Raw genomic sequence first — 12,062 nt, 5'->3', positions numbered from 1 at the left:
CAGGTGACGTGAACAATCACCAGCCTGCCATGACCGCCCTCTCTCAGCGAATTTGCAGAACTCTCAGTACACTACCATGACTTGGCCAATCACAAGCGTTGCAGGAATAGCGCCGCTGCGGCCGGCCTCTTTCTCCCCGTCACTATACGGGGAGTTGAGGAGTGGTCCGCGAAGCGGATGAAAAGCCAATTTCTTGGCTTTTCGAATGACGAACGCCCGGCAGGGCAATGAGGGGCGGCGCTGACATCGGCCAGCTGTCCGTGAAGGTTGCTTTGGATCCCTGATGGAGCTGTCACATATACCGACCGGCTTTTTGCTTCGAAACGGCGAAAATCGAGCAACGCCGTTCTTGTCTCTCGCCGCTTAAGACGCCAGCTATGTAACCAACGAACCTCCAGGGAGAACGACATGGCATCCGAAGTTGCAGTGATCGCCGGCGCGGGCGCGGGCCTGAGCGCCTCGCTGGCGCGCCTTCTCACCACGGAGGGTTTTCGCGTCGTGCTGGCCGCCCGCAACACGGCCAAGCTCGCGGCGCTGGTCGAGGAGACCGGTGCGCTGGCCGTCGAAACCGACGTCGCCGATCCGGCCTCCGTCGCCAGCCTGTTCGAAGCTGCCGACAAACAAGGACCGCTCGCGCTTGCCGTCTTCAACGCCAGCGGCCGCACGCGCGGCCCGATCGCCGAAATCGATGCCGATGCGGTCAAGCAGGCGCTGCTGGTCGGCGCCTATGGCGGCTTCCTGGTCGGCCAGCAGGCAGCGCGGCGGCTTTTGGCGCGCGGCTCCGGCTCGATCCTGTTCACCGGCGCATCCGCCAGCATCAAGGGCTTTGCCAACTCAGCCGGCTTTGCCATGCCGAAATTCGGCCTGCGCGGCCTGGCCCAGTCCATGGCGCGCGAACTCGGTCCGAAAAACATCCATGTCGCGCATTTCATTATCGACGGCCAGATCGCGGCAGCGGGGCGGACGGCCGAGCGGCCGGATAGCCATCTGTCGCCCGATGCGATCGCCGAGACCTATCTCGCGACCCATCGCCAGCATCGCAGCGCCTGGAGTTTCGAGGTCGAGCTGCGGCCCTGGGTCGAGACATTCTGATCGGTTAGGCAGGGCCGTTCTCGTGAACGTGAAATCTTTGAGAGAATATTCCCGACCCGGCGTTTGAGAAGAAATGCGGTTCTTTGATCCGGCAAACAGCATTGCCGATGATGTCATCAAGGCTTGGTATTCCACCAAACCGACATGACTTCAGGATTACGAGGGATCGACAATGTCCGAACGCGGAAACGCTTCCAATTCTCTTCTTTTTTCGGCCATCGGCCGGCGAGCTGCCCTTGCGGCACTTTTTGCCTCGGCCGTCACACTTGTCGGCCTCGCCCAGCCGACGCCGTCCTTTGCCGAGGACAAGAAGTCAATCAAGGTCGGTATCATCAGCGGCGAGGATGAGGATGTCTGGCGCGTCGTCGTCGCCCAGGCCGCCGACAAAGGCCTGACCGTCGAGACTGTGGTGTTCAACGACTACACCCAGCCCAACGAGGCGCTCGAGCGCGGCGAGATCGACGCCAACGCCTTCCAGCACCAGCCCTATCTCGACAACCAGATCAAGACTCAAGGCTATCATATCGTGCGTGTCGGTTACACCGGCGTCTGGCCGATCGGCCTCTATTCCAAGAAGTACACCAAGGTCGCCGATCTGCCGGAAGGCGCCGTCATCGGCCTGCCCAACGATCCCTCCAACGAAGGCCGTGCGTTGCGCGTCCTACAGAATGAAGGCGTCATCAAGCTGAAGGACGGCACCGGCATCCTGGCGACCACCGCCGATATCTCGGAGAACCCGAAGAAGGTCGTCATCAAGGAGCTCGACGCCGGCATCGTCGGGCGCTCGGTCGAGGATCTCGATGCGGCGGTCGTCAACACCGACTGGGCGCTGAAGAGCGGCCTCGGCCCGGACAACCGCATCGCCCAGGAGCCGGTGGCCGACAATCCCTATCGCAACTTCATCGCCGTCAAGTCGGGCAATGAGAACGAGGCATGGGTGAAGACGCTGGTCGCCTCTTACCAGAACGAGGCGGTCAAGGCCGAGTTCGACAAGGTCTACAAGGGCACCGGGATCAGCGCCTATTGATCGGCGCCTGGCTGTCAGGAGCAGGCGGCCCGCTTTTGAGCGGGCCGCTGTCGCATTTGTGCACCGCTAAAGCAATTCCAGGAAAAGTGTGCGCGGTTTTCCGTACGGAATTGCGTAAAGACAAAGAGATAGAGCGGTTCGCCGTTTTCATGAAAACGGTGAAACGCTCGAAAACGGATAGCGAGATGAACCAGCACGTCACGGCCGAACTGGCCGATCCGGTCAACATAGCTCCCGCCGGGCAGGACGATGTCGTCCGCCTCGTCGACCTCAAGCGCCGCTTCGGTGCCACGCCTGCGCTCGACGGCGTCTCGCTGACGGTGCGCAAGGGCGAAATCCTCGGCATCATCGGCCGCAGCGGCGCCGGCAAGTCGACGCTGATCCGCTGCCTCAACGGTCTCGAGCGGCCGGATTCCGGCGACGTCTTCATCGAGGGCCGCGAGATCGGCCGGCTTGGCGAGCGTGAGTTGCAGCCGCTGCGGCGGCGCATCGGCATGATCTTCCAGCACTTCAACCTGCTGTCGGCCAAGACCGTCGAGGACAATGTCGCGCTGCCGCTCAAGATCGAGGGCCGCCCCAAAGCAGAGCGCCTGGCGCGCGCGGCCGAACTGCTCGACCTCGTCGGCCTGTCGGAGAAAGCGAAAGCCTACCCGTCCTCGCTGTCGGGTGGCCAGAAGCAGCGCGTCGGCATTGCCAGGGCGCTGGCCGCGCGGCCGGCGCTGCTGCTTTCCGACGAAGCGACATCTGCGCTCGATCCGGAGACGACACGCTCCATCCTGGCGTTGCTGAAAGACATCAACCGGCAGCTCGGCCTGACCATCCTGCTCATCACCCACGAGATGGAGGTGATCCGGTCAATCGCCGACCGCGTCGCGGTGATCGATGCCGGGCGCATTGTCGAACAGGGTCCGGTGTGGTCGGTCTTCGCCGAGCCGCATTCCGAAATCACCAGGAGCCTGCTTGGCGGCATCCGCCCGCAACTGCCGGCCGAGATTGCCGGTCGGCTTCTTCCGGGCGCCGGTGCCGAGCTCATCCTCAGGGTCGACGTTGCCGGCGAGGCCGCGCGTGGTCCGCTGCTGTCTGATCTAGCGGTGGCGGTGCCAGGTCCATTCCGCCTCGTCCATGGCGGCATCGACCATGTCCAGCAGCAGTCGGTCGGCACGCTGTTCCTGGCGGTGGTGGGCAACGATGCCCGCCATGTCGCTGACGTAATCGCTTTTCTGAAGGCCCGCGAAGCGCGGGTGGAGGTGCTTGGCCATGTCGCCGGTTCTGTTTGAGCTTCTGCTGCGTTCGATCTGGGAGACGGTCCTGATGACGGCGGCGTCCGGCCTCATCTCGCTGGTCTTCGGCCTGCCGCTTGGCCTGGCATTGATTGCCACCGAACGTGGCGGCATTGCCGAAAACCTGTGGGTGAACCGCGCGCTCGGCGCCGTCATCAACGGCTTCCGCTCGGTGCCCTTCATCATCCTTCTGGTGGCGCTGATTCCGGTGACGCGGCTGATCGTCGGCACCTCGATCGGCACCTGGGCGGCGATCGTGCCGCTGTCGATCGCGGCGACACCGTACTATGCCCGCATCGCCGAAGTGTCACTACGCGAAGTCGATCGTGGACTGATTGAGGCGGCACGCGCCATGGGCGGCAACCGCTGGACGATCATCCGCGAGGTGCTGGTACCCGAAGCGCTGCCCGGCATCGTCGCCGGTTTCACCGTGACGCTGGTGACGCTGATCGGCGCCTCGGCCATGGCCGGCGCTATCGGTGCCGGCGGGCTTGGCGATCTCGCCATCCGCTACGGCTACCAGCGTTTCGAGACCAGCGTCATGGTCGCCGTCGTCATCGTGCTGATCATCCTCGTCTGCGGCATTCAGTGGGTCGGCGACCGGCTGGTCGCAAGACTGGATCGGCGCGGATGAGCGGCCTCGAACGATATTTGCCCGTCGGCTGCAAAAGGCAGCGCCGGCTTTCTTCATTCGCCTCGAGATTGGATTGCGCATTGCTTTGATTGGACCAGCCTGCGTGCCACCGTGAAAGCGGGGCCGGCAAACAAGGAGCTTGACCATGCCCAGGATCGTACCCGTGCTCGATCTCAGCCGCCTCGAACAGGGCGCCTCGGAGCATCGAACGTTTCTGTTCGACCTGCGCACGGCCGCGCGCGATGTCGGCTTCTTCTATCTGACCGGCCACGGCATATCGGCGGCGGATACAGCCGAAGTGCTCGACGCCTCGTGCCGGTTCTTCGCTCTGCCGGAAGCCGACAAGCTGGCGATCGAAATGGTCAAATCCTCGCAGTTCCGCGGCTATACCCGCGCCGGCGGCGAACTCACCAGGGGGAAGGCCGACTGGCGCGAACAGCTCGACATCGGCGTCGAACGCCCGACCATCCCGCAAGGCCCCGGCGTGCCCGCCTGGACGCGGTTGCAAGGGCCGAACCAGTGGCCGTCTGCACTGCCCGAACTGAAGCCGGCGCTGCTGGCATGGCAGGCCAAGGCCACCGCCGTGGCGATCCGCCTGCTGAAGGCTTTCGCTCTGTCGCTCGACCAGGCCGAGGACGCCTTCGATCCGATCTACCGCAATGAGCCCAACCACCGCATGAAGATCGTGCGCTACCCCGGCCGCGACGCCACCGGCGATGACCAGGGCGTCGGTGCGCACAAGGATGGCGGCTTCCTGACGCTTCTGCTGCAGGATGAGAACAAGGGGCTGCAGGTCGAATATGACGGCAGCTGGGTCAATGTCGATCCGCTGCCCGACACGCTGGTGGTCAACATCGGCGAACTGCTCGAACTGGCATCGAACGGCTATCTCCGGGCGACCGTCCACCGCGTGGTGACGCCGCCGGCTGGCGTCGAGCGGATCTCGGTTCCCTTCTTCTTCAGCGCCCGGCTCGACGCGACCATTCCGCTGCTCGACCTGCCCGAGGACCTGGCGGCTGAGGCGCGCGGGCCAGCTAGCGATCCCGACAATCCGCTGTTTCGCAATGTCGGCACCAACGTGTTGAAAAGCCGTCTGCGCTCGCATCCCGACGTGGCGCGCCGGCACTATGCCGATCTCCTGGAGACCGGTGCGTCGGCCGGCTGAAATCTTCGAAACGAGAACGAAATTTCTGAATGTCGCGTTGTTTTAGAAAGCCGTTCGTCGTCAACCGCAGCGAATGCGCGCATATAGGAATTATCGTTCGGCGGTCTCCTCCCATTCCGCTGGACGGTGTTCCCCTCTGAAGGTTATTGACCTTCTTTTTGGCCGGGCCGCTTTCGCGCCCGGCCTTTTTTATCCAAGGGTCGCCGGTTCAAGAGACAGCTGTCGCTCCGCCTCAAAGGCGATTTAAAACGTTTGCAATTTTCTCAGAGGGCATTACAAACGTTTCAACTGCTCGTCCGGGAGGAACGATTGTCAACGCGCGTCACCACGCTGAAGGAGCTTGCGGCGAGCCTCGACCTGTCGATCACGACGGTGTCGCGGGCACTCGCCGGGCATGAGCAGATCGCCCTGAAGACGCGCGAGCGGGTCGCGCAGGCCGCACGCCAGGCCGGCTATGTCCCCAACACCGCGGCGCGAACGCTTGTCTCCGGTCGCAGCGGCTTTGTCGGACTGGTGCTGCCGGTCAGAGGCCCGAACCTGGTCGATTCCTTCCTCGGCGAGTTCGTCACCGGGCTTGGCGAAGGGCTGGTGTCGCATGGCGCCGACCTCATCCTCGCCACCGCCGCCCTTGGCCATTCCGAACTGTCGGTGCTGCGCCATGTCGTCGAATCCGGACGCGCCGACGGCGTCGTCGTCACCCGCATCGCCGAGGTCGACGAGCGCCTCGCCTATCTGCGCGAGCGCGGCTTTCCCTTCGTCGCCCATGGCCGCCTGCTCGACGGCGACTTTGCCTACAACTGGCTCGACACCGATGGCGCGCATGCCTTCGGTGAGGCCTTTGACATGCTTTACGATCTCGGCCACCGCCATTTCGGCCTGGTGACGATTTCCGAGCCGATGACCTTCCGGCATCTCAGACAAGACGGCCTTGCCGCCGCCATTGGCCGGCGCGGCGACCCGTCGGTGCGCCTCGACGTGGCGACGGCGCCGCGCTTCGATCGCGGCGCCCGCATCCAGGCGATCAACCGCATGCTGCAAGGCCCGGAGCGGCCGACCGCTATCATCGCTTTGTTCGACGAACTGGCGCTGACAGTGATGGAGGAAGCGGCCCGCGCCGGTCTCAGCGTGCCGCGCGATCTGTCGGTCATCGGCTTCGACAATGTCGTCGCCTCGGCCTATGCGCCGCCCGGCCTCACCACCTTCGATGCCTCGATCCGCCAATGCGCGCGCGAGATCGCCGACATGCTGCTCACGGTCATAGCCGAGCGGCCTGCCGCGCCGCTGACGCGGTTGATCCGGCCGACGCTGGTGTCGCGGGCGAGCCATGGCCCAGCACCGCAGACAAGAAGCTGACGCCGCAACGACGGCGCACACATCCAGGGAGGAAGACGATGATGAAGATATTGAGGACACTGGCGGGCGCCGCGCTGGCACTGTCGTTTGCCGTTGGCGGCGCGCAGGCGCAGCAGGTGCTGTTCTGGTCGACGCAGGCGCGCCCAGTCGAGGAAACCCAGAAGATGCGCGACGAGGTGCTGAAAGGCTTTGACGGCGCCGTCGACTACCAGGTCGCCGAGGACGGTCCCTGGCTCACCCGCCTGCAGGCCGAACTGCAGGCCGGCACCGGCACCATCGGCCTGCTTGGCGGCCTGCATGGCGACTTCTCCACTGTCGGCGCCAACCTTATCGATCTCTCCGCTGTCGATCTGGGCGGCGTCAAGGTCAACGAGGCCTACAAGAAGCTCGGCACGCTCGGCACCGGCGAGCAGAAATACATGCCCTGGATGCAGGCCACCTACCTGATGGCGGCCAACAAGCAGGCGCTGCAATACCTGCCGCAAGGCGTCGATCTCAACACCATCACCTATGACCAGTTGATCGAATGGTCGAAGAACATCGCCGAGAAAACCGGCTCGCCGAAATTCGGTTTTCCCGCCGGCCCGAAGGGGCTGAAGCACCGCTTCTTCGAGGGTTTTCTCTATCCGTCCTACACCGGTTCGATGGTGACCAAGTTCCGCTCGCCGGAGGCCGAGACCGCCTGGAACAAGTTTAGGGAACTCTGGCAGTACACTAACCCGAACTCGACCAACTATGCCTTCATGCAGGAGCCGTTGCTGTCGGGTGAAGTGTGGGTGGCGTTCGATCATGTCGCGCGGCTTGCCGATGCTTTCAACCAGAAGCCCGACGAGTTCGTCGCCTTCCCCGCGCCGGCCGGCCCGGCCGGCCGCGGCTTCATGCCGGTGGTCGCCGGTGTCGCCATTCCGAAGACTTCGCCGGATGTCGACAAAGCCAAGGCGCTGGTTGCCTACATGCTGAAGCCGGAGACCCAGATCGCGACGCTGAAGGCGACCAATTTCTTCCCGGTCGTCGACGTCAAGCTGCCCGACGACATGCCCGCTTCGGTCAAGGCATTCGGCCCGGCAATCGCCACCATGACCGGCGCCCCCGATGCGCTACCGGCGCTGCTGCCGATGGGGCTCGGCGATCTCGGCGGCAAGTTCAACCAGGTCTACACAGACAGTTTCGAACGCATCGTGCTCGGCGGCGAGGATGTGCATGGCGTGCTCGGAGAGCAGGCGGCGGCGCTCAAGGCGCTCATCGACCAGGCCAAGGCGCCGTGCTGGGCGCCCGACAAGCCATCCACGGGCGCTTGCCCGGTCGACTAGACCATGATCGCGAAAAGTGGAGGCCGGTTTTCGGAAAAGATCATGGTCAAACAATAAGTCTTCCTCCCGAGGGGGCGTCCGGAGTTTGTTGCACTCCGGGCGCCCGACCGCACCGCTTGGCCGCAAAGGACACCACCATGCATGGCAAGGCTCTGCCCTATCTGCTGCTGATGCCGGCGACCTTGTTTCTGTGCGTCTTCTTCCTCTATCCATTCGTGCTGGTCGCCTTCGAAGCCGTGACCCGCGACGGCGCCTTCACCCTCGACAATTTTCGCACCATGGCCGGCAGCTGGAAGTTCCCGGTCACCGTGCGCAACACGCTGCTGCTCGCAGCCATCGTCGTGCCGATCCAGCTTGTCATGGCGCTGCTGATGGCCTCTGTGGTGTCGCAGCTGGAAACCGGGCGCAGTGCGGCGCTCTACATCTTTGCCATTCCGCTCGGCATTTCCGATCTTGCCGCCGGCCTGATCTGGCTCGCCATCTTCGACCAGTCCGGCTTCCTCAACACGCTGCTTTCCCATCTCGGCGTCGTCGACAGGCGGATCATGTTCCTCGGCTACCAGAGCAAGCTCACCATCTTCATTGCTGTGGCGCTGGCCGAGATCTGGCGCGCCACGGCCATCATGATGGTCATCATCGTCGCCGGCATGGGGCTGATCCCCAAGGAATATTACGAAGCCGCGGAAGTATTCGGCGCCGGCCCGTGGAAGCGTTTTGTCCGCATCACGCTGCCGCTGCTGCGGCCGAGCCTGCAGACGGCGATCATCCTGCGCGTCATCCTTGCCTTCGAGGTCTTCGCCGTGGTCGCCGCCCTTGGCGGCACCAATCTGCCGGTGCTGATGGGCGAGACCTACAATTGGCAATTCACGCTGCAGGACCGCAATGTCGCCGCCGCTTCGGCGCTGCTCATCCTCGCCATCTCGATCGGCTTCACGCTGTTCTTCCTCAGGGTACTACGCGTGCCCAAGGAGGCGCGCATATGAGTGCGGTCACGCAAACCCCAGCCGCCGCAAGCGCCGATGCCCGTAAGGCCGGCGACTGGCTGCTCGTCGCCACCGTCATCCTGCTTGGCATCTGGGTGCTGCTGCCGATCTATCTCCTGATCGTCAACGCGCTGTCGTCGCCCGAACAAGTGACCGCCTTCCCCAAGCGCTTCTTTCCGTCCTTCGATACCGGCAGCCTGTCGTTCTTCATCAATTTCGCCGGTGTCGCCAGGGCGCTGTGGAACTCGGTTCTGGTCGCCACGCTGACGATGATCCTGTCGATCGGCTTCGGCGCCCCGGCCGGCTACGCGCTGTCGCGCTTCGATTTCCCGGGCAAGGGCACGTTCCGTTTCCTGGTGCTGATGACGCGGGCTTTCCCGCTTCCGCTCTTGGCGCTGCCGCTGGCGGTGATGTTCATCCGCACCGGCCTCGACGACACCGCGATCGGCCTGGCGCTGGTCCACACCACGCTGGCGCTGCCGTTTGCCGTGCTGATCACCTTCTCACTGTTCTCAGGCATTCCGGTCGAACTGGAGGAGGCCGCCTGGACGCTTGGCTGCACCAGGCTGCAGGCGTTTCGCAAGGTGATCCTGCCGCTGGCGCTGCCTGGCATCGCGGCCTCGGCGGTGTTCGCCTTCACCATCTCCTGGAACGAGGTGTTTGCTGCCGCCGTGCTCACCATCGAGAACCGCACGCTGACCGCCTTTCTTCTGCAAAGCCTCGGCGAGTCGCCGCTTTATCTCAAATTCGCCGGCGGCACGGCTCTGGTCGTGCCGGCGCTGATCTTCATCTTCGCCGTCCGCAAATATCTGTTCGCCATGTGGGGGATCGCCAACCGATGACACGCGACACGGAGAAGGCTCATGGCTGAAATCGCGATCAAGGGCGTCGCCAAACGCTTCGGCGGCTTCACCGCGCTGCATCAGGTCGATCTCGCCATCGCCGACCAGGAATTCATGGTGCTGCTCGGCGCCTCCGGCTGCGGCAAGACCACGCTGCTGCGCATCGTTGCCGGGCTGGAGACACCGAGCCAGGGCGAGGTCTGGATCGGCGGCCGCCGCGTCGACCATCTGCCGCCGCGCGAGCGCGGCATCGCCATGGTGTTCCAGAACTACGCCGTCTTTCCGCATCTGACCGTGTTCGAAAACATCGCCTTCGGCCTGCGCATGAAGAAGCTGCCGCAAGCCGACGTCGAGCGCCGCGTCAATCGCACCGCCGAGCTCATGCATATAGAGCAGCTATTGAAGCGCTATTCCGGCCAGCTGTCCGGCGGCCAGCGCCAGCGCGTTGCCGTTGCGCGCGCGCTCGCCATGGAGCCCGACGTCATCCTGATGGACGAACCGCTGTCCAATCTCGACGCGCTGCTCAGGCTCGAAATGCGCGCCGAGCTCAAGGGCGTGCTGGCGGCGTCGAAGACCACCACCATCTATGTCACCCACGACCAGGTCGAGGCGATGAGCCTCGCCGACCGCATCGCCGTCATGCATCAGGGCCGCATCGTCCAGGCCGCGTCACCGGTCGAGGTTTACCGCAACCCGGCCGCCCGTTTCGTCGGCTCCTTCATCGGCAACCCGCCGATGAATTTCATCCCGGCGACCAAGACCGGCAACGGCAGCTGGAGCGTCGCCGGGCTGACGCTGCCCGGTCCGAAATCCGACAAGCAAAGAATAGAATTCGCCATTCGCCCCGAGGATGTCGATGCCGGCAGCGAAGGCCTACATGCCACCGTGCGCGTCATCGAGCCGCTTGGGCCGCACACGCTGGTGACCTGCGATGTCGAGGGCGGCCTGTTCCGCGCCATCCTGGAATCGAATGCCAGCGTCAAGGTCGGCGAGCAGCTGCGGCTGGCGCCCAAAGCCGACCGCATCCGCTGGTTCGATCCTGAAACCACCAACGCCCTTTGATCCCCAGAGAATGAATGCTTCCATGACATCACTTGCCGTCGACGAAACCATTGCTCGCGCCGTCGAGGTGCTCCGGGAAAACGACCAAGGCGTCTACACCATCCCGACCAAAGGCCTTTACCCCTTCCAGTGGAACTGGGATTCCTGCCTGACCGCGCTTGGTCTCGCTCACTACGACGAGGCGCGTGCCTGGACCGAGATCGACACCTTGTTCGCGCATCAATGGCCGGACGGCATGGTGCCGCACATTGTCTTCCATGTCTGGAGCGACGGCTATTTTCCCGGGCCCGATGTATGGCAAACCAACCGCCCGACCGCGACCTCCGGCATCACCCAGCCGGCCGTTGCCGGCTTTGCCGTGCGCCGCCTGTTCGACCGCGCCACGGACAAGAAGCTGGCGGCCGAGCGGGCCCGCGCGCTGCTGCCGAAGATCGACGCCTGGCATCGCTGGTTCTACGAAAACCGCGACCCCAAAGGCGACGGGCTGGTCGCCATCATCCATCCCTGGGAATCCGGCCGCGACAACTCGATCGATTGGGACGATGCCTTCGAACGCGTGCCGACCGAAGGCATCGAGCCCTACACCCGCCGCGACATTCTGCACGCCGATCCGGCGCATCGCCCGACCAAAGAGCAGTACGACCGCTATCTCTGGCTGCTGCAGCATTTTCGTGCGCTGGGTTGGGACAATGCCAGGCTGCACAATGCCTCGCCATTTCAGGTCGTCGATCCCGGCTTTAACGCCATTCTGATCCGCGCCTGCGCCGATCTAGCCGATCTCGCCGCGGCGCTGGGCGAGAGCGAGATCGCCGAAGCCAACCGCGCCCGGGCTGAAAAGGGTCTGGCGGCGATGGAGCGGCTGTGGAGCGACTCGCACGGCCAGTATCTCTGCCTCGACCGCACCACCGGCAAGCTGATCGACAGCGCCTCCGTCGGCGGCATCCTGCCGGCCTTCGCAGGCATTCCGGAAAGCCGCGCGGCGGCGCTCGCGGCGCGCGTAGAGCGCCTTGCCCGCAAGGCGCGCTATGTCGTGCCCTCGCACGATCCCGACGATCCACGCCTCGACGCCAAGCGCTACTGGCGCGGCCCGGTCTGGCTGGTGGTCAACTACATGATCGCCGACGGCCTCACTGCTGCCGGCCATGGTGACGTTGCGCAGCGCATCACCCGGTCCAGCCTCGAGCTGATACGGGAGAGCGGCTTTGCCGAATATTACGACCCGCTCACCGGCGAGCCACTAGGTGGCGGCCGCTTCACCTGGACAGCGGCAATGGTGATCGAGTTTTTGCGCGGGGGGTGAGCTTGATCTCCCCC

General features: G+C 64.3%; 11 protein-coding genes. All 11 read left to right on the top strand.

Features of this window, described 5'->3' with window-relative positions; genetic code table 11:
- Nucleotides 1-408: 408 nt before the first annotated feature.
- Nucleotides 409-1,092, top strand: coding sequence for an SDR family NAD(P)-dependent oxidoreductase (locus tag FJV77_RS31950; RefSeq protein ID WP_142870313.1), 684 nt, complete (start codon nucleotides 409-411; stop codon nucleotides 1,090-1,092).
- Between the two features lie 172 nt (nucleotides 1,093-1,264).
- On the top strand, nucleotides 1,265-2,119 hold the full coding sequence (locus tag FJV77_RS31945; RefSeq protein WP_142870312.1) for a MetQ/NlpA family lipoprotein: 855 nt from the start codon (nucleotides 1,265-1,267) through the stop codon (nucleotides 2,117-2,119).
- Nucleotides 2,120-2,304: 185 nt separating this feature from the next.
- The gene (locus FJV77_RS31940) at nucleotides 2,305-3,396 is read left to right on the top strand and encodes a methionine ABC transporter ATP-binding protein (protein WP_142870311.1); all 1,092 of its coding nucleotides are present in this window, start codon (nucleotides 2,305-2,307) and stop codon (nucleotides 3,394-3,396) included.
- Nucleotides 3,377-4,033 (top strand): methionine ABC transporter permease, encoded by a 657-nt coding sequence (locus FJV77_RS31935; RefSeq protein WP_142870310.1) that lies wholly within the window; start codon nucleotides 3,377-3,379, stop codon nucleotides 4,031-4,033. The genes FJV77_RS31940 and FJV77_RS31935 overlap by 20 nt, the downstream gene beginning before the upstream one ends.
- A gap of 145 nt (nucleotides 4,034-4,178) precedes the next feature.
- On the top strand, nucleotides 4,179-5,198 hold the full coding sequence (locus FJV77_RS31930; RefSeq protein WP_142870309.1) for an isopenicillin N synthase family oxygenase: 1,020 nt from the start codon (nucleotides 4,179-4,181) through the stop codon (nucleotides 5,196-5,198).
- Between the two features lie 309 nt (nucleotides 5,199-5,507).
- Nucleotides 5,508-6,551 carry a substrate-binding domain-containing protein gene (locus tag FJV77_RS31925; protein WP_142870308.1) on the top strand — a complete coding sequence of 348 codons (1,044 nt, stop codon included), beginning with the start codon at nucleotides 5,508-5,510 and terminating at the stop codon, nucleotides 6,549-6,551.
- Nucleotides 6,552-6,589: 38 nt separating this feature from the next.
- On the top strand, nucleotides 6,590-7,861 hold the full coding sequence (locus FJV77_RS31920) for an ABC transporter substrate-binding protein (RefSeq protein ID WP_142870307.1): 1,272 nt from the start codon (nucleotides 6,590-6,592) through the stop codon (nucleotides 7,859-7,861).
- 137 nt (nucleotides 7,862-7,998) lie between these two features.
- Nucleotides 7,999-8,844 (top strand): sugar ABC transporter permease, encoded by an 846-nt coding sequence (locus FJV77_RS31915; RefSeq protein WP_142870306.1) that lies wholly within the window; start codon nucleotides 7,999-8,001, stop codon nucleotides 8,842-8,844.
- Complete coding sequence (locus tag FJV77_RS31910) at nucleotides 8,841-9,686, top strand: carbohydrate ABC transporter permease (RefSeq protein WP_142870305.1); 846 nt, start codon at nucleotides 8,841-8,843, stop codon at nucleotides 9,684-9,686. Before FJV77_RS31915 ends, FJV77_RS31910 begins: the two co-directional genes overlap by 4 nt.
- 21 nt (nucleotides 9,687-9,707) lie before the next feature.
- Nucleotides 9,708-10,748 (top strand): ABC transporter ATP-binding protein, encoded by a 1,041-nt coding sequence (locus FJV77_RS31905; protein ID WP_142870304.1) that lies wholly within the window; start codon nucleotides 9,708-9,710, stop codon nucleotides 10,746-10,748.
- A gap of 22 nt (nucleotides 10,749-10,770) precedes the next feature.
- On the top strand, nucleotides 10,771-12,048 hold the full coding sequence (locus FJV77_RS31900) for a trehalase family glycosidase (RefSeq protein WP_142870303.1): 1,278 nt from the start codon (nucleotides 10,771-10,773) through the stop codon (nucleotides 12,046-12,048).
- Nucleotides 12,049-12,062 lie beyond the last annotated feature (14 nt).

The sequence above is a fragment of the Mesorhizobium sp. WSM4306 genome (assembly GCF_007003975.1).
In the GTDB taxonomy this organism is placed as follows: domain Bacteria; phylum Pseudomonadota; class Alphaproteobacteria; order Rhizobiales; family Rhizobiaceae; genus Mesorhizobium.
Note: the sequence above shows the minus strand (reverse complement) of the source record. Positions and strands in the feature narration are given on the sequence as shown.